Source organism: Mycobacterium senriense (genome assembly GCF_019668465.1).
Classification (GTDB): domain Bacteria; phylum Actinomycetota; class Actinomycetes; order Mycobacteriales; family Mycobacteriaceae; genus Mycobacterium; species Mycobacterium senriense.
The window spans coordinates 3,881,071-3,904,736 of the sequence record NZ_AP024828.1; the positions used below are offsets into that span (position 1 = coordinate 3,881,071).

Annotated in this window: 22 protein-coding genes; 11 read left to right on the plus strand and 11 right to left on the minus strand. The window is 65.6% G+C overall.

Annotation, left to right across the window (positions count from 1 at the left end; genetic code table 11):
- Positions 1-209 precede the first annotated feature (209 nt).
- From MTY59_RS18360 to MTY59_RS18380, 5 genes are all read left to right on the plus strand, one after another.
- Complete coding sequence (locus MTY59_RS18360) at positions 210-2,783, plus strand: SpoIIE family protein phosphatase (protein ID WP_221042407.1); 2,574 nt, start codon at positions 210-212, stop codon at positions 2,781-2,783.
- Positions 2,783-3,136, plus strand: a complete 354-nt coding sequence (locus tag MTY59_RS18365; RefSeq protein ID WP_221042408.1) for an STAS domain-containing protein — start codon at positions 2,783-2,785, stop codon at positions 3,134-3,136. Before MTY59_RS18360 ends, MTY59_RS18365 begins: the two co-directional genes overlap by 1 nt.
- A gap of 66 nt (positions 3,137-3,202) precedes the next feature.
- Positions 3,203-3,634, plus strand: a complete 432-nt coding sequence (locus MTY59_RS18370; protein WP_221042409.1) for a nitroreductase family deazaflavin-dependent oxidoreductase — start codon at positions 3,203-3,205, stop codon at positions 3,632-3,634.
- 174 nt (positions 3,635-3,808) lie between these two features.
- Positions 3,809-4,741, plus strand: coding sequence for an SAM-dependent methyltransferase (locus MTY59_RS18375; protein WP_221042410.1), 933 nt, complete (start codon positions 3,809-3,811; stop codon positions 4,739-4,741).
- Positions 4,738-5,373, plus strand: coding sequence for a class I SAM-dependent methyltransferase (locus tag MTY59_RS18380; RefSeq protein WP_221042411.1), 636 nt, complete (start codon positions 4,738-4,740; stop codon positions 5,371-5,373). The genes MTY59_RS18375 and MTY59_RS18380 overlap by 4 nt, the downstream gene beginning before the upstream one ends.
- A 94-nt stretch (positions 5,374-5,467) precedes the next feature.
- Here MTY59_RS18380 and MTY59_RS27425 read toward each other — a convergent pair whose 3' ends face one another.
- Positions 5,468-6,199, minus strand: a complete 732-nt coding sequence (locus MTY59_RS27425) for a chitin-binding protein (RefSeq protein WP_250160596.1) — start codon at positions 6,197-6,199, stop codon at positions 5,468-5,470.
- Positions 6,200-6,500: 301 nt separating this feature from the next.
- Between MTY59_RS27425 and MTY59_RS18390 the strand changes: the two genes are divergently transcribed.
- Positions 6,501-7,214: a VIT1/CCC1 transporter family protein gene (locus tag MTY59_RS18390; RefSeq protein ID WP_221042413.1), complete on the plus strand. Its 714-nt coding sequence runs from the start codon at positions 6,501-6,503 to the stop codon at positions 7,212-7,214.
- 121 nt (positions 7,215-7,335) lie between these two features.
- Positions 7,336-8,178, plus strand: coding sequence for a thioesterase family protein (locus MTY59_RS18395; RefSeq protein ID WP_221042414.1), 843 nt, complete (start codon positions 7,336-7,338; stop codon positions 8,176-8,178).
- Between the two features lie 191 nt (positions 8,179-8,369).
- Here MTY59_RS18395 and MTY59_RS18400 read toward each other — a convergent pair whose 3' ends face one another.
- Positions 8,370-8,990, minus strand: coding sequence for a TIGR03085 family metal-binding protein (locus tag MTY59_RS18400; RefSeq protein ID WP_221042415.1), 621 nt, complete (start codon positions 8,988-8,990; stop codon positions 8,370-8,372).
- An 83-nt stretch (positions 8,991-9,073) separates the two neighbouring features.
- On the opposite strand from MTY59_RS18400, the gene htpG reads away from it, so the two are divergent.
- The 3 genes from htpG to MTY59_RS18415 all read left to right on the plus strand — a co-directional run bounded on the left by htpG (position 9,074) and on the right by MTY59_RS18415 (position 12,634).
- Complete coding sequence (gene htpG / locus MTY59_RS18405; protein WP_221042416.1) at positions 9,074-11,011, plus strand: molecular chaperone HtpG; 1,938 nt, start codon at positions 9,074-9,076, stop codon at positions 11,009-11,011.
- Positions 11,012-11,079: 68 nt separating this feature from the next.
- Positions 11,080-11,295 carry a hypothetical protein gene (locus tag MTY59_RS18410; RefSeq protein ID WP_221042417.1) on the plus strand — a complete coding sequence of 72 codons (216 nt, stop codon included), beginning with the start codon at positions 11,080-11,082 and terminating at the stop codon, positions 11,293-11,295.
- Positions 11,296-11,341: 46 nt separating this feature from the next.
- Positions 11,342-12,634, plus strand: a complete 1,293-nt coding sequence (locus MTY59_RS18415) for an MFS transporter (protein WP_221042418.1) — start codon at positions 11,342-11,344, stop codon at positions 12,632-12,634.
- A 119-nt stretch (positions 12,635-12,753) separates the two neighbouring features.
- Here MTY59_RS18415 and MTY59_RS18420 read toward each other — a convergent pair whose 3' ends face one another.
- From MTY59_RS18420 to MTY59_RS18440, 5 genes are all read right to left on the minus strand, one after another.
- Positions 12,754-13,749, minus strand: a complete 996-nt coding sequence (locus MTY59_RS18420; protein ID WP_221046515.1) for a phospholipase C — start codon at positions 13,747-13,749, stop codon at positions 12,754-12,756.
- Positions 13,750-13,881: 132 nt separating this feature from the next.
- Entirely contained in the window at positions 13,882-14,898 is a 1,017-nt protein-coding gene (locus tag MTY59_RS18425) for a phosphonate dehydrogenase (protein WP_221042419.1), read from the minus strand.
- A complete protein-coding gene (gene phnE, locus MTY59_RS18430; RefSeq protein ID WP_221042420.1) occupies positions 14,895-15,734 on the minus strand; it encodes a phosphonate ABC transporter, permease protein PhnE in 840 nt (279 codons plus the stop codon). The genes MTY59_RS18425 and phnE overlap by 4 nt, the downstream gene beginning before the upstream one ends.
- Positions 15,731-16,612, minus strand: coding sequence for a phosphate/phosphite/phosphonate ABC transporter substrate-binding protein (gene phnD, locus MTY59_RS18435; protein WP_221042421.1), 882 nt, complete (start codon positions 16,610-16,612; stop codon positions 15,731-15,733). The genes phnE and phnD overlap by 4 nt, the downstream gene beginning before the upstream one ends.
- The gene (locus MTY59_RS18440) at positions 16,612-17,376 is read right to left on the minus strand and encodes a phosphonate ABC transporter ATP-binding protein (RefSeq protein ID WP_347881592.1); all 765 of its coding nucleotides are present in this window, start codon (positions 17,374-17,376) and stop codon (positions 16,612-16,614) included. Before MTY59_RS18440 ends, phnD begins: the two co-directional genes overlap by 1 nt.
- 269 nt (positions 17,377-17,645) lie before the next feature.
- Here MTY59_RS18440 and MTY59_RS18445 point away from each other — a divergent pair, with 269 nt between their 5' ends.
- Entirely contained in the window at positions 17,646-18,668 is a 1,023-nt protein-coding gene (locus tag MTY59_RS18445; protein WP_221042423.1) for a TIGR03617 family F420-dependent LLM class oxidoreductase, read from the plus strand.
- Here MTY59_RS18445 and MTY59_RS18450 read toward each other — a convergent pair.
- From MTY59_RS18450 to MTY59_RS18465, 4 genes are all read right to left on the minus strand, one after another.
- Positions 18,658-20,253 (minus strand): NRAMP family divalent metal transporter, encoded by a 1,596-nt coding sequence (locus MTY59_RS18450; protein WP_221046516.1) that lies wholly within the window; start codon positions 20,251-20,253, stop codon positions 18,658-18,660. The two genes, MTY59_RS18445 and MTY59_RS18450, sit on opposite strands and share 11 nt — an antisense overlap.
- Positions 20,254-20,336: 83 nt before the next feature.
- Positions 20,337-21,671, minus strand: coding sequence for a magnesium transporter MgtE N-terminal domain-containing protein (locus MTY59_RS18455; protein WP_221042424.1), 1,335 nt, complete (start codon positions 21,669-21,671; stop codon positions 20,337-20,339).
- Positions 21,672-21,863: 192 nt separating this feature from the next.
- Positions 21,864-22,616 (minus strand): sensor domain-containing protein, encoded by a 753-nt coding sequence (locus MTY59_RS18460; RefSeq protein ID WP_221042425.1) that lies wholly within the window; start codon positions 22,614-22,616, stop codon positions 21,864-21,866.
- Positions 22,617-22,724: 108 nt separating this feature from the next.
- A complete protein-coding gene (locus MTY59_RS18465; RefSeq protein ID WP_221042426.1) occupies positions 22,725-23,621 on the minus strand; it encodes a DMT family transporter in 897 nt (298 codons plus the stop codon).
- Positions 23,622-23,666 lie beyond the last annotated feature (45 nt).

Here is a 23,666-nt window from a genome sequence, read left to right on the forward strand (position 1 = left end):
TCGGCGCGACAATTCAATACTCGGTCAAGATCGAGTAAAGCCGCGCTGCCTGCAGTTCGTTGACCGCGCACAATGTCCTGTGAGCCTGCTGAATGTTGGCCAGCTACTGACCCTCGATTTCGCCCGGCCTTCCGAGAAGCCCAGCCTGATGCTGGGCTCATCCACATACCGAACATCCGCGTTCACGCGACCGTTTAACGTTGGTACCTATGGACAGCGACCGGAGTGACTCCGCCTTCACCTGGCAGGGCCGGCGCGACCTGGTGAGCCGGATGCATGACCAGCTCGATGAGCTGGTCGCGGCGCGCGACCAGATGGAACAACTGGTGCGGGTCATTGTCGAGATCGGCTCCGATCTGGACCTGGACGTCACGCTGCAACGCGTCATCAAAGCCGCGATGGAGCTGACCGGCACCCGCTACGCAGCCCTGGGGATCCGCGCAGCCGACGGCAGCCTCGTTTCTTTTGTGCACGCTGGGATCGACACTGACACCGCACGGCGGCTCGGCGACCTTCCGCTCGGCGACGGCCTGCGCGTCGACGATCTGAACACCCATCCCGCGACCCGCGCGCTGGCCGGACACGAGCCGACCATGTATGCGCTGCTCGGCATCCCGATCACCGTGCGGGCGGCCAACTTCGGCAGCCTATACCTGGCCGACGACCGGCCCGGCCGTGTCTTCTCCAACACACAGGAAGGCGCCGTGCGCGCCATGGCCACCGCCGCGGCCGCCGCCATCGACAACGCCCGACTCTTCGAGCGCGAGCGTGAATCGGCGAAATGGACGAAGGCCAGCCGCGAGATCACCACCGCGCTGCTCTCCGGAGACCCGCAGACGGGGCCGTTGCAGCTCATCGTGAACCGGGCGCTGGAGCTGGCCGGTGCCGAGCAGGCCATCCTGCTGGTTCCCCGGGAGCCCGATTTGCCCGTCGACCAGGTCGACACCCTGGTCGTGGCCGCGACGGCGGGCCGGTACGCCTCCGAGGTGATCGGCCGGCAGGTTCCGATGGACGGGTCGACCACCGGCGGCGTGGCTCGCCGCGGCCAGCCGTTGATCACCGATTCCTTCCAATATCCGATCGAGGGCTTCACCGATGTCGGTGAACGATCGGCGATCGTCATGCCGCTGATTGCGGACGACGCAGTGCTCGGCGTCATCGCCGTCGCGCGCGACCCGCACCAGCCCGCGTTCGGCAACGACTATCTCGATCTGGTCAGCGATTTCGCCCGGCATGCGGCGATCGCCCTGGCGTTGGCGGCCGGCCGCGAACACGCGCTCAACCAGGAACTGGCCGAGGCCGACACCGTCGATGAAGCGGTGCAAGCCGCAGCGGAGGAACTGCGCCGGCTCTGGCGGGCGCGCCGCGTTCTGGCCGTAACCTTCCCGACGCACACGTCGTCCACCGTTGAAAGCAGCTTTGGTGCACCGCAGGTGGTGTCGGTCGGTGAACCCGCGCAGTGGGCCGACCTGCCATCGGAGACCCAGCAGGCACTCGGCTCATTGCGGGACGGCGATCTGCTGACCGCCAATGCGACGCAACCCGGGACAGCGGGCATTGCGCTGCAGCACCCGGACGGTGTGCTGGTGGTCTGGATGGACCTGACCGCGCAGCGCCCGTTCACCCTCGAGGATCAGACCTTGCTCACCGTTCTGGCCGGCCGCCTCGGCCAGGGTTTGCAGCGGGTGCACCAGGTCGATCAGCAGCGCGAGACCGCGCTGGCCCTACAGCACGCAATCCTGGGGCCTGCGGATCTGCCCAACGGGTTCGCGGTGCGCTATCAGGCCGCGACACGACCCCTCCAGGTGGGCGGTGACTGGTACGACATCGTCGATTTGGAAGACGGGCGCATCGCGTTGATCGTCGGTGACTGCGTCGGCCATGGCCTTGCCGCCGCCACCGTGATGGGCCAGGTGCGCAGCGCCTGTCGCGCGCTACTGTTCGAAAACCCAAGTCCCGCTGCAGCTCTCGCGGGGATGGACCGCTTCGCCGCGCGGCTGCCCGGCGCGCAGTGCACCACCGCGGTCTGTGCGGTGCTCACCCCCGAGACCGGTGAACTGGTCTACTCCAGCGCCGGTCATCCGCCGCCCATCCTGGTGCACGGTGACGGCAGCACCCAGATGCTCGATGAGGGTCACACGATCGCATTGGGGATACGGGGCAACTGGATTCGACCGGAGGCCCGGGTGACCATCCCGGCGCGTTCGACGCTGCTGCTCTACACCGACGGTCTGGTCGAACGCCGCCGGGTTCCCTTGGACCACGGCATCTCCCGCGTCGCCGGCGTCGCCCAAGATTCGCGCGCGTTGCAGTTGGAGGATCTGGCGAACCAGGTCATGTCCCGCCTCGCGCCGCGCGGCGGGTACCAGGACGACGTCGTGCTGCTGCTCTACCGCCACCCCGCCCCGTTGGAGCTGAATTTTCCCGCCGAAGTCAGCCAACTCGCGCCCACCCGTACTGCCCTGCGTAACTGGCTGACCCAGGCCCGGTTAAACCCCGACCAAGCGCTGAACGTGCTCGTCGCCGCGGGGGAGGCCGTCGCCAACGCCATCGAGCACGGTCACCGTCATAGACCGGAGGGCATGATTCGCCTGGGAGCGGTCGCGCTCGGCGACGAGGTCCAGTTGACCGTCACCGACACGGGCTCGTGGAAGGCGCCGCATCCGGCTTCCCGCCCGCATCGGGGTCGCGGTATTCCGCTTATGCGCAGCCTGATGCAGGATGTCGACATCCGGCCCGACACCAACGGCACCACAGTTCACCTATCCACGAGGATCATCTGATGACCACCCCGCTCACGCTCGACACCGCGCGCGGCAACGACGGGAAGTTCATGCTCGTCGCCGCGGGGGAAATCGACCTGAGCAATATCGATGCGTTCAATCTTGCGTTGGCCAGCGCCGCGACCGAGGCCAGCGGCGGCGACAGGGCGTTGCTCGTCGACCTCAGCGCGGTGGAGTACCTGGACAGCGCCGCCATCAACACTCTGGCCGCCAATGCCGATCGGATCGAGCTCGTCGCGCACCCCATCCTGATGTCCGTCCTCAGGATCAGTGGCCTCACCGAACTGACGACCGTCGAAGCGGCACCACCGCCAGCGGGCGGCGCCGCGCCAAAAACATCAACTTCCGAATGATCTTGCGGCACAGCGTAATCTCGGCCGCCCTTGGCCGAGGTCCGCGCCGCATGCCACGATGGCGTAATGGCTGACGACGCGCTGAGCTCGGAGCGGGAGTTCAACGAACAGAACATCGAAGAGTTTCGCCGCAATGGCGGCAAGGTGGGCGGGCAATTCGAGGGTTTTCCGCTGCTGCTTTTGACGTCGACCGGTGCGCGAAGCGGCGCCCAGCGGGTCAACCCGGTCGCGTACTTCGATATCGACGACAAGATCTACGTCGTCGGCTCCGCGGCGGGCCGGGACAACAATCCGGCGTGGGTGCACAACATTCGGGCCAACCCCCGGGTGTCGATCGAGATTGGCTCGGAGCCCGCTAAGCCCGCTACTGCACGCGAATTACCGCGCGACGAAAGGGATTCGATCTATCCGGTGGTGGTCGAGCGCGCCCCCGGGTTCAGCGAATACCAGCAGCGCACCGATCGGCTCATCCCGGTCTTCGAATTGGTGACCGACTGAAGACACGGCCGGGTGGACCCGGGCGTCCCGGACCACACTAGAAATCACGTCTGGCTGCGGCAGCGCGACCCGCGGATGGCGAACTGGCTGGTCGGCGGGGCGTGGGAACTCCACGTGTCCGCCGGTCGTTATACCGGCTAAGTAACCTGTGATTCCGAGGGAGACAACAGCCGCATGCCACGCACAGACAACGACACCTGGGATTTGGCGACCAGTGTGGGCGCGACCGCGACGATGGTCGCAGCCGCGCGAGCCATCGCGACCAACGCTGACAACCCGCTGATCGAAGACCGCTTCGCCGAGCCGCTGGTTCGCGCCGTCGGGGTGAACTTCTTCACTCGCTGGGTCTCCGGTGACCTGGTGGCCGCCGACGTCGACGACCACGAGTCGGGCTGGAAGCTCGAACACATGCCCGCCGCGATGGCCGCGCGGACCCGATTCTTCGACTCGTTCTTCCAGGCCGCGACGCAGGACGGGATCCGGCAGGCCGTGATTTTGGCATCGGGCCTCGACGCGCGCGCCTACCGGTTGGCGTGGCCGGCCGACATGACCGTGTTCGAGATCGACCAGCCGCAGGTGATCGAATTCAAGGCCGCCACGCTGGTCCAGCTGGGCGCCGCCCCGCAGGCCGAGCTGCGCACGGTCGCGGTCGACTTGCGCAATGACTGGCCAAAGGCGTTGGTAGAAGCCGGCTTTGAGAAGAGTCGCCCGACCGCATGGATCGCGGAGGGGCTCTTCGGGTACCTGCCGCCGGAGGCACAAGATCGCCTGCTGGACAACATCACCGCACTCAGCGCTGACGGCAGTCGGCTGGCGTGCGAAGCTATTCCGGACATGTCGGAGGTAGACACGGAGAAAGCCCAGGAGATGATGCAACGGGCCACCGCGAAATGGCGTGAGCATGGCTTCGACCTGGAATTCGGCGAGCTCGGCTACCAGGGCGAGCGCAATGACGTCGCCGCCTATCTGGACAACCTGGGATGGCAGTCGGACGGCACCCGGATGGCCGAGCTGTTGGCCGACTCCGGTGTCGATGCGATCCCGCAGACCAACGACTCGGTGTCGGTGGCCGACACCATCTACTACAGCTCGGTGCTGAGCAAATGACGGCACCGCAGCGGCGGGGGCTCAACGAGGCGGTCACGCGGATGTGGAGCTTCCTCGCGCCGGCATACGATCTGCCCTTCCTGCAGCGGTGGGTGTACCGACCTCCGCACAACGAGGTGATCGCCCAGCTGCGCAACCACGGTGCGCGCAAGATTGCCGATATCGCTTGCGGCACCGGCATTTTGAGCGACCGGATCCAGCGTGAACTGCAGCCCGACGAGATCTATGGCGTCGACATGTCCGACGGCATGCTCGGTCAGGCTCGTGCCAGGTCGGATCGGGTGCAGTGGATGCGTGGCCCGGCCGAGCAGCTTCCGTTTGACGACGGCGCTCTCGATGCCGTCGTGACGACCTCGGCCTTCCACTTCTTCGACCAGCCGGCGGCATTGCGTGAGTTCCATCGGGTGCTGGCCCCCGGCGGCCTGGTGGCCGTCTCGGCGCTGAGTACTCGCCAAGCGCGGCTGCAGTCCTCCGCGGACTCTCGGTGGAAGCCGCAACACAATGCGTCCGCGCCCGAGATGCGGACGTTGTTCGAAAACGCCGGGTTCGTGATCACCGATCAACACCGGATCCCGCGACCGGTGTGGACGGCCCTCGTGTCCGACCTGTTGACTGTCGGCACGAAAAGTTGAGTGCAGCGCCGGGCTGAAAACCGCTCGGCGCCAACGCGTAACCGACGACGCCCGCTTCGCCAATAGGCGAAGCGGGCGTCTTGTCAGCTATCGATCACAGCGGGATCCACACTCCGAAGAGCCAGAATCCCCACTGGTTGAAACCGGGATCCCACATTGGGGTTTCCTGGTAGCCCCAGTAGTTGATCGGGCCGTAGTCCCAGCGCCCACCGGGCGGGGGAAGCGGTCGATCCCATGCCGGCCGCGGCGGCTCGCCCGCGCCCCAGGGTCCGGGTCCGTCGCCCCACGGGGCGCCATGGAAGTAGCCGCGCTGAGCGTCGCCATGCCACGGGCCACCGGGGTGAGGATCGGGTCCACCGAATCCGCCCGGAGCACCGGGGTGATTGCCGGGGCCGCCAGGCCCGCCGGGGTGGTCGCCGGGGCCACCCGGGCCACCGGGGTGGTCGGGATGATCACCGGGGCCGCCAGGACCACCGGGGTGATCACCGGGGCCGCCAGGACCACCGGGGCCGCCAGGGCCGCCGGGGTGGTCACCGGGGCCGCCAGGACCACCGGGGTGATCACCGGGGCCACCCGGACCACCGGGGCCGCCCGGACCGCCCGGGTGATCACCGGGGCCACCAGGACCACCAGGACCGCCAGGGCCGCCCGGATCGTTGGGACCGGTGGGCGCGTGGCCACCGCCAGGCGCCGCGGGCGCGCCATGATCACCCGGAGGCTGTGGCGCCCCGGGAGCAGCGCTGGCAAACCCGGCGCCCATTCCCAGCGCCGCAGCGCTGAGCGCTCCGGCGACGGTCACCCCTCCGACAAGTTGCTTCAACTTCATGTTGCTTCACCTATCCACTAGGGATTTTGCAAGGAAGTTCCTTGGAACACCCCCCGTTACACCCCCCGACGCTAAATAGCCTTCCTATGGACTAGCTGTGACTCGCCCATGCAGAACTTCTGGCTGGGCGCCCGACCCCGGTGGTTTGCCACACATCTCCGCCGCGGCGCAGCGGCTGCCGCGCCCGTTGACACCAGGCATTTTGACCCCGGATCGAGGCGTTTTTCAGCCGGCGCGAGGGACGGTTTGGGAAGGCTATGTTGGCTAGTCGAGCAGGGTTTTCCTTTATATGGTTGCGGCCGTGTTGAGTGCCCCACATCCACACGAACCCCACGTTGGTTCGGTGTCGTCGAAGCTGAATTGGCTGCGCGCGGGCGTCCTGGGCGCCAATGACGGAATCGTTTCCACCGCGGGCATCGTCGTCGGGGTCGCGGCGGCCACCGCCGAACGCGCCCCCATATTGACCGCCGGCAGCGCCGGACTGGTCGCGGGTGCGGTGTCGATGGCGCTGGGCGAATACGTCTCCGTCAGCACCCAGCGCGACACCGAGAAGGCGATGTTGAGTCAGGAACGCCGCGAACTGCGCGAAGATCCCGTCGCCGAACTGGATGAGCTCGCCACGTTGTACGAGGCGAAGGGTCTGACGCCGGCGACCGCGCGCACCGTGGCCGAGGAACTCACCGACCACAACCCGCTGCTCGCCCACGCCGAGGTCGAATTGGGAATCAACCCCGAGGAGCTGACGAACCCCCGGCATGCGGCATCCTCGTCAGCGCTCTCATTTGCGATTGGTGCCCTGTTGCCGTTGGTCGCGATTTTGGTTCCGCCCACGACGTGGCGGGTTCCGGTTACCGTCACCGCGGTACTGATCGCGCTGGTGATCACCGGTGCGGTCTCGGCCGGTCTGGGCGGAGCGCCGAAGGGCCGCGCGGTGCTGCGCAACGCCATTGGCGGCAGTCTTGCGTTGGCGGTCACGTACGTGATCGGTCATCTGGTGGGTGCCGCACTCGGCTGACCGCCGGAGCTTAGGGGCGGTGCGGTGCGGTGCGCGTCCAGCGACTGGAAGCGCAACTGTAACATCGACAGTTGCGGTCCTCAGCAGAGCCCGCGTATCCCATCACGCGGAGGGTCATGCAGTGGCCGAGCCCAACATCGTGCCGGACGAAGCCCAATGGGCGGGATCGGTGCCGTACTTTGAGCGCGACGAAAAATACTTTGTGCCAACCAAAATCGCGCGCGGCGGATGGGGCCCATCGCTCAGCGGCCATGTTGTCGGCGGACTCTTGGCGTGGGCGGTCGAGGAAGCGGCTCAGGATCCGCAACTGCAACCGGCGCGGTTGACCGTCGATCTGCCCCGGCCAACGGCGTTGGCGCCGCTCGAGGTGCATACGCAGGTGCGACAGGACCGACGTCGGTTGCGGCTGGTCGAGACCGTGATCGTCCAGGACGGAGCTCCGGTGTCGCAGGCGAGCGCATTGTTTCTGCGGCGCGGCGCGCAGCCCGAGGGGCACGTCTGGTCACCACCGGTGCAGATGCCCCCGATCCCGCTGGACGAGGCCTACTCGACGCTGTTCATGCGAACCTACGGCTGGGGCGCCGATGTGCAGAACCCCGATCCGGACTGGCCCCAGGCCGACGGCCCGAAGTACACGTGGATACACGAGACGCGCCCCTTGATCGACGACGAACCGCTCACCGCCTTCACCCGCGTGGCGATGGCCGGTGACATCACGGCCTCGATTGCCAACTGGGGCACCAACTCCCTGCAGTTCATCAATGTCGACTACACGCTCACGCTCAGCCGACTGCCCGAGGGCGACCACATCGGGCTCGCCTCGCTGACGCATCACAGTCACGACGGGGTTGCTAGCGGCTCGGCGGTCCTGGTGGACGCGAAGGGCCCGATCGGCACCGGCGTGTCCGTGGCGATCGCGCACTCGGGATTTCGTCCGCCCGCCACGGATCCATCAGCCGGGTGAGGTCGATAGGTAGGCACGGTGACCACTGGGCACCGAATTCGTTGTGGCGTATGACTTTTGGCGCGAGACCGTCGGGTAGCGGCGGCGCCTTCAGGTACGCGCGAGGCTTTTAGGTGACTGACGTCCGCTCAAACTTGATAGCGCATGCGCGGGCAAGTTTCACGACGCCAGCATGGCGGCAGCCCGGACGCCTACAGCCCCTTGGGCGCATCGCGCACGGCCTGCACCGCGGCGGCGTCGCCGTCGAATTCGACCTGCGCCTGTCGCCCCACCGCGAACAGCAGTAGCTCCTCGGGCGCCCCGGTCACCGTCACCGCCGGCCCCTGACCGGCGGTGAGCACCGTCTTGCCCTCCGGCGTGCGCAACGCCACCCGGCCGGGCACCTTGGCGAGGGTGAGCCGCGCCATCAACGGCAGGGTGCGCCGCAGCATCTTGCCCAGGTCGGGTTCCAGGGAGCGCGGCTGCCAGCCCATCTGCGCGCGGCGCACATCCTCGTGGTGGATGAACATCTCGGCAACATTGGCCACCGGGTCGAGCAATTTGAGCGGCGAGTAGACCGGCGGTCCGGCGGCGAGCTTGCCGACGAGCTCGTCCCAGTCGTTCTGCTCGGCCACCTCGTTCTGCACCTTCTCCGTATGGGAGGCCAAGAAAGGGATCACGATGCCGGCCACGGCGTCGAGACGGTACTCACGGATCACCAGATGGGCGGCCAGGTCCCGCGTCTTCCATCCCTCGCACAGGGTGGGCGCATCTGGCCCGACGCCGCGCATCGTTTCGACAAGGGCGGCACGTTCGCGTTGGGCAACGGTCATGGGTTCAGGGTAGGACCAGCCCCTCGTCGTGGGCCATCCGCTTCTCGGTAAATTTGAATCGTCGTGTCGTCGAAGGGAATGTCATGAATGCACGTGTCGAGCAGTTGGAATTCCAGGCGGAGGCCCGGCAGCTGCTGGATTTGATGGTTCATTCGGTCTACTCCAACAAGGATTCGTTTCTGCGGGAGCTGATCTCGAACGCCTCCGACGCGCTGGACAAGTTGCGGCTAGAGGCGTTTCGCAACAAGGACCTCGACGTCGACACCTCCGACCTGCACATCGAGATCGACGTGGACAAGGATGCGCGCACCCTGACCATCCGCGACAACGGCATCGGGATGACCCGCGCCGAAGTGGTGGACCTGATCGGCACACTGGCCAAGTCGGGCACCGCCGAGCTGCGCAAGCAGCTGCGCGAGGCAAAGAATGAAGCCGCCTCCGAGGAACTCATCGGCCAGTTCGGCATCGGTTTCTATTCGAGCTTCATGGTCGCCGACAAGGTCGAACTGCTCACCCGCAAGGCAGGGGAGAGCGAAGCCACCAAATGGGAATCGAGCGGCGAGGGCACCTACACCATCGAGTCGGTCGAGGGTGCTGGGCAGGGCACGTCGGTCATCCTGCACCTCAAGCCCGAAGACGCCGAGGATGAGCTGCACGACTACACCGCTGACTTCAAGATCAGGAGCCTGGTCAAGAAATACTCCGACTTCATCGCCTGGCCCATCCGGATGGAGGTCGAGCGGCGGATCCAGGTTCCGGTGGAGGAGGGCTCCGAGGAGACCCGCGAAGAGGTCGTCATCGATACCGAGACCCTCAACTCGATGAAGGCCCTGTGGGCCCGGCCCAAAGAAGAGGTCTCCGAGGAGGAGTACAAGGAGTTCTACAAGCACATCGGGCACGCCTGGGACGATCCGCTCGAGGTCATCGCGATGCGGGCCGAAGGCACCTTCGAGTACCAGGCATTGCTGTTCATTCCGTCGCACGCCCCGTTCGACCTGTTCAACCGCGACGCCCAGACCGGGATCCAGCTGTACGTCAAGCGGGTGTTCATCATGGGCGACTGCGACGAGCTCATGCCGGAATACCTGCGCTTCGTCAAGGGCGTCGTTGACGCGCAGGACATGTCGCTCAACGTGTCGCGCGAGATCCTGCAACAGGATCGACAGATCAAGGCCATCCGGCGGCGGTTGACCAAGAAGGTGCTCTCGACGATCAAGGATCTGCAATCCGAGCGCCCGGAGGACTACCGCACCTTCTGGACCCAATTCGGCCGGGTCGTCAAGGAAGGCCTGCTGTCGGACTTCGACAACCAGGAGACGCTGCTGCAGATCTCCTCATTCGCCTCGACACACAGCGAGGAGGAGGCCACCACCCTCGCCCAATACGTCGAGCGCATGAAGGAGGGCCAGACGCAGATCTTCTACGCCACGGGGGAGTCGCGTCAGCAGATCCTGAAGTCGCCGCACCTCGAGGCGTTCAAGGCCAAGGGCTACGAGGTGCTCCTGCTCACCGACCCGGTCGACGAGGTCTGGGTGGGGACCGTGACGGAGTTCGACGGCAAGCCGCTGCAGTCCATCGCCAAGGGCGAGGTCGACCTCAGCGCCGACGACGACGAGAGCGAGGCCGAGCGCGAGGAGCAGCAGAAGGAATTCGCCGACCTGCTTACCTGGCTGAAGGAGACCTTGACCGACCACGTCAAGGAAGTTCGGCTGTCCACCCGCCTGACGGACTCACCCGCGTGCCTGATCACCGACGCCTTCGGGATCACACCGGCGCTCGCGCGCATGTACCGCGCTTCCGGGCAGGACATTCCGGTGGGCAAGCGGATCCTCGAACTCAATCCCAACCACCCGCTCGTCACCGGCCTGCGCCAGGCGCACCAGGACCGCAGCGACGACCCCTCGGTCGCGGAGACCGCGGAATTGCTCTACGGCACAGCGCTTCTTGCCGAAGGCGGCGCGCTCGACGATCCGGCCAGGTTTGCCGAGATGCTCGCCGATCGGCTGGCCCGCACGGTGTAACCCGGCGTTTACCGGCAAATAGGCGATTTTCGGGATTGAAAACTCGCTGGCAGGGATACTTAGATCCCATGCCTGAGTTTCGCGTTATCGACCCACGTGGCCGGGTCGTCGCGACGAAGAATTATGTTAGCGCAGAGGCCGCGTACGCCTGGTTCGTCAACTCGGTTGGCGGCAATACCGAGCTGGGTTGGCGCATGGAGGTCAACGACGACGGGCAATGGGCATTCTTCGATGACACCGAGGGCTTCACCGCGCCGGTGAGCCACCGGCCAGAAAGGCGCTGATTCGCCCCGCCCAGCCGGATCGGCTCAGAGGCGCTAGTTTGATCTGGTGTTGGAGCCGCCGAAGCTCGCAAAACATCGCACACCGCTCAACCGTTCCCAGATCGCCGGTTTCTGGGGCGCATGGACGGGCTGGACGCTCGATGGGATGGATTCGTTCATCTACGCGCTGGTGCTCACGCCGGCGCTCACCGAACTGCTGCCGCGTTCGGGCTTCGCCGCAACACAGGCCCATGTCGGCCTGGCGGGATCGATCCTGTTTGCCCTGTTTCTGGTGGGTTGGGGCTTGTCCTTCATCTGGGGGCCGATCGCCGACCGGTTCGGGCGGACCAAGGTGCTGGCCGCGACGATCTTCACCTTCGCAGTCTTCACCGGGCTTTCGGCGGCGGCGCAGAACGTTTGGGAGCTTGCCGCCTTCCGCTTCATCGCGGGCGTCGGCATCGGCGGCGAATGGGCACTCGCGGGCACCTACGTCGCCGAGGCGTGGCCGGAGGACCGGCGAAAGATGGGAGCCGGTTATCTGCAGACCGGCTACTACGCCGGCTTCTTCCTGGCGGCAGCGCTGAATTACACCATCGGCGTGCATTTCGGCTGGCGCGCAATGTTTTTGACGGGCGCGGTGCCGGTCGTCGTCGCCATCTTGATTCTGACGCGGGTGCAGGAAACCCCGAAGTTTCAGCAGGCCGAGGCCAGCGCCGCGCCGCCCGTGAAGCCGCTGCGCGAAATCCTGGCCCCGCGCTACCGGCGACGCACCTGGGTGGCCTGCGCCCTGGTGACGATCGCGATCGTGGGCCTGTGGGCCGGCGCGGTCTACGAGCCGTCGGCCGTAATCCAATTGGCGCAGCAAGCGGGATTCGACAAGAGCGGCGCGACCAGAACCGCATCGTGGGCCACCGGCCTGTTGTCCATCGGCACCATACTCGGTTGTCTGATCCTGCCGGTCGTCGCGGAGCGCATCGGACGCAGGAAGACCCTTGCGATTTATTTCGCCGGGATGGCGGTATCGATCATCGGCAGCTTCGGCTGGTCGTTCTATCTGCCCAACGGGCTCGCGCCGTTTATCGCGTGGCTGTTCGTGCTGGGTTTCTTTGGCGGCAACTTCGCCTTATTCAGCCTGTGGCTGCCCGAGCAGTTCGAAACGCGGGTCCGCGCGACGGCGTTTGCCTTCTGCACGTCGGTCGGCCGCTTTGTCGGGGCGGGCGTGAACTTCTTGCTCGGCGCGGCGGTCCTGCACACGCACACTCTGGGATTGCCCGTTGCGCTGACGGCCGTCGCTTTCGTGATCGGGCTTTTCGTCATCCCATTGGCGCCCGAGACTCAGGGCCAGGCGCTGCCCCAATAAGTCGGCCCTCGGCGAGCGGATTTGTCGCTGAGAGGCGGGCGCAACGAGTACCCCTTCTCGGCAGAGACCCGTCTGGCTGATGAAACGAGATGATCTGTGACCAAGTGGATTTGCAGTTTTCAGCTGACTGGAGCAACCGGTGTTTGAGAAAGGTCGATGCAATCACTCATGCCGTTGGCGGATGCATCACGATCTGTGAGCGGGTCCAGGCCGAAGGTGGTCTCGCAGAACTTCAGCAGACTTACATGCGAATTGAGCTGCTTGCTGACGTGGCCGGGTTTGGCATAGGGGCCGACGACGAGACACGGGACACGTGACCCGTACCGGAACGGTTGCCCATCGAACTGCTGGAATTCGTCGGCTGGTCGTTGCGCGTGGGTGTGGTCCCAGGTTTCCACCACCGGGGGGTCGATGTGGTCATACCAGCCACCCCAGTCGTCCCAGGTGACAAAGATCGCTACTTGATCCCACAGACCGCCGTCGACGACAGCTTGAATCTGGTTGAGCGTCCACGTCATCCCGTCGGTGACGTTCTGTTTCGGGTGTTCGGACAGATCGGGTCTGCCGTCGCCGTACACCCACGACACCGCGGGTAGCTGGCCGGCGCGCGCGTCAGCGGCGAACTTGTCGCGACCATGGTTGTGGCTATGGGTGTGCAGCCCGTCAATGTAGGCGAAGGCGTATCCGCCGTAGTTGCCCCAGGACAACCCGGCCGTTTCCAGCGAGACTGGGAGCGCTGGCAGCCGGAATCGGTCAGCCGGTGTGGGGCGGTATTGGTGATGCGGATTGTTGATCACCGGTGAGTCAGCGCAGATCAGCATGAGATGGTCGGGAGTCGAGGGGCCGGCTACTTCGGAAAAGTAGTTGTCACACAACGTGAAACGCCGGGCGAGGTCGAAATATCCGGGGATGTCGGACTGGGTGTATTGCACTCGGTGTGCGGTGTCTGTGCCACGGTTCATCCACGCCTCATGACGATGGTCGGGGTCGTCCGGCGGCGGGTTCTGTGCTGGCTGCAGCGTCACACCGTCGGCGTCGGGGAACCTGCCGAAGTAGTTGTCGAACGTGTGGTTTTCCTTGATGATCATCACGACATGCTCGATCCGTCCGGCCATAGCGACGCGGTCCTCTCTGCCCTTCGGTGGGTGTCAGATGACCAGTTTCGTCGGCCCGCCAGAACGAGAGGTGAACATCCGTCGAACCGGATCCGATCGCCAAAGAGTCTGTCTTCGTTGGACAGCGGGCCGCTACCCAGACATCTCGATGGTGTTCGCCGCCGCTGAGGGTGGTTTTCCGGCGCGAACATCGAGGATGCTCTGCGCCGCCGCGAGTTCGATCTGCCGGCGGACGTCGGAAACAGCAGAACCCAGGTGTGGGGTGAGCAATGTGCGGTCGTGCGCGAGAAGCCCGGGCGGAATGTCGCGGGGTCGGTCTTGATCCGACCTGTCCTCGAAAGCGAAAACGTCGGCCGCATAACCGCCAAGATGGCCGGCTGCCAACGAGTCGGCGACGGCATTTTCGTCGACGACCGAACCACGGCCCACGTTGACCAGCAGCGCCCCGTCGGGCAACTGCCGCAACGCGTCCGGTCCGATGAGGTGGCGCGTCCGCGCGGTGAGGGGTGCCGTGAGCACGACGGCGGTGCTGCGATTCAGAAGGGTTTCAAGCGGCACCGCTCGCGCGCCCAACTGCAGTTCGTCAGCGGCCGGAAGCGAATTAGGGTCGGTGTAAAGCAATTCCGCGTCGAATGCGCGCAGCCGACGAGCAACCGCACGTCCCACCGCCCCCATGCCCACGATCCCGACCTGCCTGCCGGCCAATCCGCCGCCATAAAGTTCGGGCCGCCAGCCCCGATGAAGACCCGAGCGGACGTGCCTATCGCCGGCGATGAGGTGGCGGTCCAACGCGATCAACAGCCCGACCGCAAGATCGGCAGTCGCGCCGGTGAGCAAGTCTTCGACATAGCTGACCCAGATGCCACGCGCCGTGCACGCGTCGACATCGATGTTGTCGTAGCCCTTGAGCGCACCGGCCACTATCCGCAGCCAGGGACTGTTTTGCAGCAACTGCTCGTCGACGTGGTCCGGCATGAACACCACCAGCGCGTCAGCATCGCGGCATCTGCTCAACAATTCGTCTCGGGTGAGGCTGTTCGGTGTCTGATTCGCCGACACCTCGCACGATCGGCCCAACAGGTCAAGCACCTCGGCGTGAACACGATGGGTGATAACGACCCGAAAGGGCTGTGAGTGAGACGGATTCATGCGAATCGCCTTCGTAACCAGCCGCTGAGGCTGTCCACGATGGTGACTGTCGCCAAGATGACCAGCATGATGGCGCAAACCTGCCTGTACTCCAGCACCCGCAACGCGGCCATCAGTTGGAAGCCAATGCCGCCGGCTCCAACCAGTCCCAGCACGGTCGAGGCTCGAAAGTTATACTCCCAGCGGTAAATTGACACGTCAGCCAATTGCGGCAGGACTTGCGGCAGAAACCCGTGCGCGATGACCTGGGCCGGACGCGCTCCCACCGCGCGTGCGGCTTCAACCGGGGCTGGGTTGACATGTTCGATGGCTTCGGCATAGAACTTGCCCACCATGCCTACCGAGTGGAGCCCTAGCGCCAGCACCCCGGGCAACGCCCCGAAGCCGACGGCGGCCACGAACACGATCCCCATGATGAGTTCAGGTACCGCGCGAAGGCCATTCAGCATCGTTCGGGCGACGTGGTAGACCACTGGGTGCGGCGTCGTGTTGCGCGCGGCAGCCAGGCCAAGCGGAAATGACAGCACTATCGCGATGAAGGTTCCTGCCACGCTCATTGCCACGGTGTCCAGGAGCGGCGCGAGCCAGGAACCGGCGCGGCTGAAGTCGGGGGGCCACATCTCACCGATCAGCGAGAACAGGGCCGGGACCCCGTCGGTCAGCCGGCGAGCATCCAGAAGTCCGACATAGGCGCAGCAGCCGAGCACGGCCGCAACGACTGCCGCGAAAAACAGGATGACGCGGACGCGCCGGCGCTGCTCAAGGCGCACGATTGCCGCATACTCGGTGTTCACGACCTCGGGGTTCAGCCGAGCGCCCCGGGCAGCGACCGTCATCGGCTGAGTGAACTGAGGTCGAGCCCGAGCTGGGTGCTCAGCTGCCGGACCGCGTTGTAATCCGCATCGGTCACCGGTGCGAAGGCGACTGCCTTGAACGGCTTGAGTACCGCGGGATCCTGAAGGCTCCGAAAGGCATTCGTGATGGAGGCCTTCAGCCCCGCGTCCAGGTCGCTTCGCATGGTCCAGGGGTAGTTCGGGTATGGCTTCGACTCGGCGACTACCCTCACCTTGGCCGGATCGATCGTGCCCTTCTGCACCAAGGTCTGGAAGATCGGTTTGCTGATACCGCCGCCCGCGGCGTTGCCGTTCTGCACCGCCAAAGCGACCGCGTCGTGAGCGCCGACGAACTGCTCCTGATAGTTCTGCCCGGCTCGCAATCCCTGGTCTGCCAGCATCGATTTCGGAATGAGGTGGCTAGAGGTGCTCGCGGGGTCCCCGTAGGCCACCGTTTTGCCCTTCAGGTCGGCAATTGTGTTGATGCCCTGGTTGACATTGCCGATCACCAGCGCGTGGTACACCGGCGGCCCGCCGCGCTCCTCGACAACTGCGGCAAAGGGCTCAATGCCGGCATCTTTCGATCTTGCCAGCACATAGGACAAGGGGCCGAAGTATGCCAGCTCCAGTCGTCCATGCCGCATGGCCTCGATCATCGACGAGTAGTCCGTGGTCACCACCAATTCGATTTGCTTACCGAGTTTCGATTCCAGGTAATGCTTGAGCGGTTGGTTGTTCTGGATCACCGTGTTGGCATTTTCGTCGGGCAGCAACGCAACTCGCAGCGATGACGGGTTGGGCGCCGTCTGGCTGTGGGAGCTCCCACAGGCGGCGAGAACGATCGCCAACAGTGCGGTTATCAAGATGCGTGCGGCCTTCATCAGGATTCCTTTGTCGTCGGAACTGTCGGGGAGTTGTCGGTGTGGCGATAAATCCGGTCGATCTGGGCGGAGTCGATCTGGCGAGGCGGCGCGTCGGCGATCAGGCGGCCGGCGGACAGGCCGACTATGCGGTCGGCGAAGCGTCGGGCGAGCTCGACCTGATGCAGACTGACCACGGCGGTGATGCCGTCCTGCCGGCAGATTTCGCGCAGCATGCTCAAGACAACGATCGCGGTTTCCGGGTCGAGGCTGGCCACCGGCTCGTCGGCGAGGACAATGTGGGGTTGCTGGGTCAGCGCGCGGGCGATCCCGACCCGCTGTTGCTCGCCGCCGCTGAGCCGATCCGCGCGGACCATGGCTTTCGACAACAGTCCGACGCGATCGAGCGCCGCCAGCGCGCGGTACGTTTCAGTGCGGTTCGCCCGCCAAAATCCCTGCAGGACACTGGTTGACGCGACGCACCCGAGCAGGGCATTGCGCAACGCCGTGTGACGACCGATCAGCTGATGTTGTTGAAAGATCATGCCGGTACGTCGCCGATGTGCACGAACACTTGAGCTGCTGTTGAGCGGGCCGATGCCGGCCACTTCAATGAATCCGCTGGTGGGGACGACCAAGTGATTCGTGCACCGCAGCAGAGTCGATTTTCCGGCTCCTGACGGGCCAAGCAAGACCGTGAAGCTGCCCGCTGGGAATCCGATAGTCAGCGGGTGCAGCGCGATCGTGGCCTCATAACGCACACTCACGTCGTATAGCTGGATCACAGTCCTCCAAGACCCCGATCGAGCGCGCGGGTATTGACACCGAACCGGGCGACGTGCCTACGCTACTCGACGAGTCCGGCCCGAAACACCCTCTTGCCAAAAGACTTTCGAGTGAGCGAGAAGTTAGCATCTGTACGTCGAGAGCCTCGATATTGTTCATGCAGTGATCGCTTGAGGGTCGGTTGACGTACACCTCTGGACGGTACGCTTCCGCGCCTTTGCGCGGGATACCACGCAGTCGACGCGGGGGGCCGACGTACGCTCCCACCATGCATGTCGACGCGATGACGATTCCCCAGCCACTCGGCCAAATCGGTGATCTTGCCCGGCGGACGCAATCCGCCGGGTTCTCCGGTTTGTTGTTCACCGAGACGGGCCGCACCGCATATTTGAATGCCGCCGTGGCGTCGCAGGCCGCGCCGGATCTGGAATTGTCGACGGGCGTCGCGGTTGCGTTTCCGCGCAGTCCGTTCGTGACCGCCGCCGCGGCGTGGGAACTGCAGGAGGCCACCAATGGGAAATTCCGGCTGGGCCTGGGCACGCAGGTGCGCACCCACGTGGTGCGGCGCTACGGCACGGCTTTCGAGCGGCCCGGGCCCCGGCTGCGCGACTACTTGCTCGCCGTGAAGGCGTGCTTCGCGGCGTTTCGCTCGGGGACCCTGGACCACCACGGCGACTTCTACGATCTCGACTTCATCACCCCACAGTGGAGCCCGGGGCCCATCGACGCTCCGGACCCCAAAGTCGATATCGCAGCGGTCAATCCGTGGATGCTGCGGATGGCGGGCGAGGTGGCCGACGGTGTTCACGTCCACCCGATCGGCGAACCGGGCTACCTGGCCCGGCACGTGCTGCCGACGGTCGCCGAAGGCGCGGCCAAAGCGGGCCGTTCACCGTCGGACATCGCGGTCATCGTGCCCGTCATGACCATCGTCGGCGACAGCGACGAAGAGCGCGACCAGCAGCGCGAGGTCGTGCGCGCCAGCATGGCCTTCTACGGCAGCACACCCAACTATGCATTCATCTGGGACGAGGCGGGTTTCGAGGGCACGACCGCCCGGATCCGGGAGAAGCAGAAGGCCGGAGACTACGCCGGGATGGCGGCCCAGGTCAGCGACGAGCACATCGCTCTTTTCGCCACCGAGTCGACCTGGGACGGGCTGGCCGACGCGCTGACCACGAAATACGCCGGAACGGCAACGCGGTTGGTGATGTACAACTCCGTCGCCGATCAGGAGCGCTTCGAGCGGTACGGCGAGGTGGCCCGCCGGATACAAGCGGTCAGCGGCTGAGCTGAATGGCCTTGACCACCAACAGCAACGCCCCGACCACCAAATAGGCGCGCAACGCGATCATCGCGAGCCGGGTTCCGGGTGACCAGGTCACCGGCTCGAGCAGTGCCAGCGGTGGCATGCGCCAGGTGTTGCGGTCGACGCCGCGCGCCGGAAGTTGAGGCAGGGGCCGCGACGGCTGCCGGCGAGCCACCCAGCGCAGCACCGGCGCGGCGGCCGCCGCGAGAATGACCAGCGCCAGCGTCAGGTAGCCCGCGACGGCGAGGACGTTGAGGTCGGGAAACAGGGTGGTAGCCATCAAGATTCCGGACAGCAGCAGCAGGACGCCCACGATCAGCCCGGCGACCCAGTTCAGCCAGGACCGATTCACCCACGGCCCCAACACCTCTCGGTCGTTGCACAGGAGCAGCAGAAACACGCTGGCGCTGGGTAGCAAGAGCCCGGCGAGGGCCTGCACGGCGGTGGTAATCAACCCCAACGGGGCACCCGGGATCAGCACGACGGCCGCGGCCAGCGCCACCATCGCGGTGTAGGACAGGTAGAACTGCTTGGCGTCGGAGAAGCCACGGTGCAGCGAGTGCTTGAGGCCGAACACGTCTCCGAAGGCGTAACTGGTGGCCAGGGTCACCGCGGCGGCCCCGATGATCGAGGCGTCCATCAGCACGATGGCAAAGATCGAACCGAGTATCGGGCGGTGTGCGCCCAGTAGATGCGCTGTGGCGCCGGCGTCGGTGAAGCCGCCAATGGTGTTGGTGGAGCGCGCCGCCCACTCGCCGGTCATCATCAGCGCAGCGGCGCCGACCACCACCACGAAGGCGCCTAGCACGGTGTCTGCGCGTTCATAGCCCATGAACCGGGGGGTGATGCGCTTGTCGACGACATTGGACTGCTGGAAAAACAGCTGCCACGGCGCCACGGTGGTGCCGACAATGGCGATGATCAGCAGCACCGCGTCCGAGCTGATGCCGCCCGAAATGCTGGGCACCACAAAAGACTTCGCCGCGTGACCCCACTGCGGATTTGACATCAGCAGCATCGGGATCTGCAGCAGCGTGACGGCGATGAAGATGAACATGGCCCGCTCCCAGCGTCGGAAGCTGCCGCTGGCCATGATCGCCACCAACGCCACCGCCGAGATCGGTACCACAACGTATTTGGAGACGCCGATGTATTCGGCGGCCAGGCTGATGCCGATGAACTCGGTGACGATCGTCAAGAAGTTGAGCAGGAACAGGTCGCCGACCGAAAACCAGCCCCAGCCGCGGCCGAAACGTTCGTTGATCAGCCGGGCGTGCCCGACCCCCGTGACCGCGCCGAGCCGCACCACCATTTCCTGGTTGACGATCAGCACCGGGATCAGCAGCAGCAGCACCCACAGCAGCGAGTAGCCGTAGTTCTGGCCTGCCTGGGCGTAGGTGGCCACCCCGCCCGCGTCGTTGTCGCCGACCATCACGATGATGCCGGGTCCGACGATCGCGAGCAGGGTCAGCAGCCGCGTCCGCCACGTGCGGGCATGCTCGGTTTCCCCGACGCTGATGCGCCCGAACGCACCCTCGATATCACCTAGATGCGCGCTGTCCAGCACCGCGGTGCGCCGCGTTGGTGCCGGCTCGGAGCGTTGCGCGTCGACGCCCTGTGCGTCGGCCTGGGTGGTGTTCTCTCCGGAACTCACTGCGGGGAACTTCCCGTGGGCGGCGTGTCACGGTCGTCGGTGGCGATCTCGCGGATGGGGCGCGGCGCGGGCTCGCGGCGTCGCCAGTCTTCGGGAATGGTCGCCTCCAGCACGTCGTCGACGGTCACCACCCCGAGTAGGCGGTCCTGCTCGTCGACGACGGGGATGGAGTAGAGGTTGAAATCGGCCATCAGCAGCGCGATATCGGTCAAGTCCGCGACGGCGTTCACCCGCACCGGGTCGGAATCCATTAGGGTTTCCAGCTTTTCGGCGGGATCGACCTGCAACAGGGTGATCACTGAAACCACGCCGTCGAGACGCTTGTCCTCGTCCAGTACGTGTACCTTGATCAGCGCTTCCGGCTGGATGCTGCGCGAGGCGGCAATCAACGCCAACGCCTCGCCCGCAGTGGCGGTCGGTGAACATGTCACGGAGTCGACATTCATCAGCCCGCCGGCACTTTCGGGGTTGAACCCCATCAAGGTGATGACCTTGGTGCGTTGCGGGGCGGGCATCAGCTCGAGGACACGGCGGCGCCGTGACTGGCGCAGGTCGGCGATCGCGTCTGCGGCGTCGTCGGCGCGCATCCGGCCCAGCAGCGCGGCGACCTCGCTGTCCGGCATGTCGTCGAGCAGTCGGCTGGCTTTTTCCGGATCCAGCTCTTCGAAGACGTCGGCTTCCAACTCCGGGTCGCTGTGCACCCGATCGAGGATCTCGCCGCCTTCGGCCTTGTCCGCTTCCTCGAGAAGGTCGGCGATCTCGGCGGCCTTCAGTTCACCGAATCGATCCGACAGACGCCGCACGGCGTCGGAGCGCGCGTGGCCGATCAGCGGCTCGAACGCTTTCCAATCGCGGGATGCGTGCCCGCCCGAATGCTTGATCAGCCCGAACAATCGTGGGGGACGGCGGGTATCCAGGCGGGTGACCATCCAGCCCTCGCCGGTCTTTTCCAGTTCGACGTCGTAGGCGCGCACCAGCTCGACGGTCGCCACGTCAATCAATCGGTGGCCCAGCACATCGGTGCGCAACAGCACCTCGCCCTCGCGGCGTTCGAACCCGCGGAGATCAACCTTGTTCTTGGTCAACAGAACTCGGTCGGCCGAGTACTCGTCGATGGATTTGTCGCCGATGAAAACCCGGCGTCCGCCGACCCCGGCCACGATCCCGGCCACCAGCGGATACTCCTCGGCGCCGCGCAGCCGCACGATCACGTCCTCGACACGCCCCACGGTCTCGCCGGCGCGGGCCAACACGGGGGCGCGCAACAACTGCGAGAGATGGATGACCTGCTGCCCGGCGCGCCGCTTGGTCGCCTTCTCCGATAGGGCCATTTTCCCTCCTCAAGGCGGTACGACCGAACCCGCGGCCAAAGTACCCGAATTAGGCGTCGCGGCGCCATCTACGGCTTGAAATCGATCGTTGGACCGTCTCGGCGGCCAGATCGTACGCTCCTGTTGCCGAGAACGACTACCGCCAATAGGTAAACGGCGGAAGGCTATTGGGTTTGCCGCGCCCCGATCACACTATTGCTTGTCGACTTTTCCGGCGATCTGGTTGGCGATGCTGACGCCGAGGTCCCCGACGTCCTTGCGGCACGCGTCGATATCGATGACGACGTTGTTGCGGACGGTCAGCGCGCGCTGGCAGGGCACGGTCACGCTCGGGCCGTTTCCGACAACGGTCAGGGTCACCGGAACGCTCAAAACTCCATTGGCCTTGGAGACCTGGCCCACCTTCCACTGAAGCTCCGGTTTGCCGTCGGCGGCGGGGACGGTGTCTTGACGGTTGGCGCAGGCGGGCCAGCGCTGGGCCGACGTCGTGAAGAACGCGCTCGCCTGCTCGGGGGATGGGAACAGCACCACGACCTGGTATACCTCAGGGCTTTCCAGTTGGTCTGCCCCCGGGGGCGCCGGCGCCTGGTCGTGATAGCCGTAAACCGCGGTGTTCCCGCTGTCGGCGTACACGGAGGCCAACGCCGCGTGCACGGTGTACCGGCATTCAGCGGGGAATGTGTAGTCCTGGCGCTTGAACGGATCTTCCAACAACGTGGTGATTGGTGGATCGCTCGACGTTCCCGTGGCACCCAGCACGGTGTCGATGTCACTCGGTGAGAGCATCAGGTCGGGCAACGCGCCCTGCGCCAGGGGAGTCTTCGACGAAGCCGTCGTGGTGGCGGCCGACGACGAAGCGCTGTCGCCCTTGTTGGCACCGCCGCACCCGGCGACCAGTGTGGCCGCGGCAGCAACGACAACTGCCGCGGTCAGCTGGCTCCTCATGCGCATGGAGCTTACGACAGCGGCACCGCGCCGCACGCGGATTTGCCAGATGTGCGACGCCGATCCCGACGGCACCGCGCACCGCGTCGGCTCGCGGCTGAATTGACCTCAGGCCTTCCCCGTTGCGGGAGAGGGTTTTTGGTCAGACGATGGGGCATAGCTGGCCTGGCTGTGGGCCAGCGCCACCGTCGCCGCCGCCATCAGACCCACCGACAAGCCCAAGGTCACCCAGCCGAGGTGGTTGGTCTGCAGCGTCTCACCCAGCACAGTGATACCGAGCAGCGAGCCGACGATGGGCTCGGCGACGGTGACCGCCGGCAGCGACGCGGTGAGCGGGCCGGCCCGAAACGCCGACTGCTCCCAGGCGGTGGCCGCGATCGCCAGCACCACCCACACATACAACTCGGGTGCGCGCAACAGCGCCGGGATGCCGCGGTCGAGCTGGTCCACCACACCCTTGGTCAACACCGAAAACAGTCCCCACAGCGAGCCGGACATCAGTCCCAGCAGCAGTGCGCCGACCGAACCGGGGAACATCCGCGCGCCGATCACGCACAGGATCAGCGCTGGGCCCATGACCAACGCCACGATGGTCCACGTTTGCACCGACCCGCGCGGGGCTCCCTGCTGGGGATCACCGACCGTCACCACCACCGCGACCGCGACGGCAAGCAACGTAGCCCAAATGCCTTGTGGCCGTGTAATTTTACGGTGGTTTGTCCTGGCGCTGATGAGTAATGCGAACAGCAGCGACGTCACCAGCAGCGCCTGCACCAGTACCACCGAGCCCAGGCCCAGCGCCGCGGCCTGGAACCCGAACCCGGCGCCGGCCACCAGGCTGCCCGTCCACCATTGCCGGTCGCGCAGCAGCCGGCGGAACAGGGTGAAGGTGCCGACTGGCTCATCGGTGACCTGTTGGGCGGATCGCTGCTGGACGACGTCGCCGGCGCCGACCATCAGAGCGGCCGCCAAGGCGAGAACGACGGTGATGGCTGTTCTACTCACGCCGGTCTCCTAGGCACTTGGTGGGACATTCCGTGTGTGACGCAA

Coding starts and splice junctions, on each gene's coding strand:
- MTY59_RS18360 (WP_221042407.1), top strand. CDS start 210: ATGGACAGCGACCGGAGTGACTCCGCCTTCACCTGGCAGGGCCGGCGC.
- MTY59_RS18410 (WP_221042417.1), top strand. CDS start 11,080: ATGCCTGAGTTTCGCGTTATCGACCCACGTGGCCGGGTCGTCGCGACG.
- MTY59_RS18375 (WP_221042410.1), top strand. CDS start 3,809: ATGCCACGCACAGACAACGACACCTGGGATTTGGCGACCAGTGTGGGC.
- MTY59_RS18445 (WP_221042423.1), top strand. CDS start 17,646: ATGCATGTCGACGCGATGACGATTCCCCAGCCACTCGGCCAAATCGGT.
- phnE (WP_221042420.1), bottom strand. CDS start 15,734: ATGACGGTCGCTGCCCGGGGCGCTCGGCTGAACCCCGAGGTCGTGAAC.
- MTY59_RS18370 (WP_221042409.1), top strand. CDS start 3,203: ATGGCTGACGACGCGCTGAGCTCGGAGCGGGAGTTCAACGAACAGAAC.
- MTY59_RS18380 (WP_221042411.1), top strand. CDS start 4,738: ATGACGGCACCGCAGCGGCGGGGGCTCAACGAGGCGGTCACGCGGATG.
- MTY59_RS18420 (WP_221046515.1), bottom strand. CDS start 13,749: ATGGCCGGACGGATCGAGCATGTCGTGATGATCATCAAGGAAAACCAC.
- htpG (WP_221042416.1), top strand. CDS start 9,074: ATGAATGCACGTGTCGAGCAGTTGGAATTCCAGGCGGAGGCCCGGCAG.
- MTY59_RS27425 (WP_250160596.1), bottom strand. CDS start 6,199: ATGAAGTTGAAGCAACTTGTCGGAGGGGTGACCGTCGCCGGAGCGCTC.
- MTY59_RS18365 (WP_221042408.1), top strand. CDS start 2,783: ATGACCACCCCGCTCACGCTCGACACCGCGCGCGGCAACGACGGGAAG.
- MTY59_RS18400 (WP_221042415.1), bottom strand. CDS start 8,990: ATGACCGTTGCCCAACGCGAACGTGCCGCCCTTGTCGAAACGATGCGC.
- MTY59_RS18425 (WP_221042419.1), bottom strand. CDS start 14,898: ATGAATCCGTCTCACTCACAGCCCTTTCGGGTCGTTATCACCCATCGT.
- MTY59_RS18460 (WP_221042425.1), bottom strand. CDS start 22,616: ATGAGGAGCCAGCTGACCGCGGCAGTTGTCGTTGCTGCCGCGGCCACA.
- phnD (WP_221042421.1), bottom strand. CDS start 16,612: ATGAAGGCCGCACGCATCTTGATAACCGCACTGTTGGCGATCGTTCTC.
- MTY59_RS18455 (WP_221042424.1), bottom strand. CDS start 21,671: ATGGCCCTATCGGAGAAGGCGACCAAGCGGCGCGCCGGGCAGCAGGTC.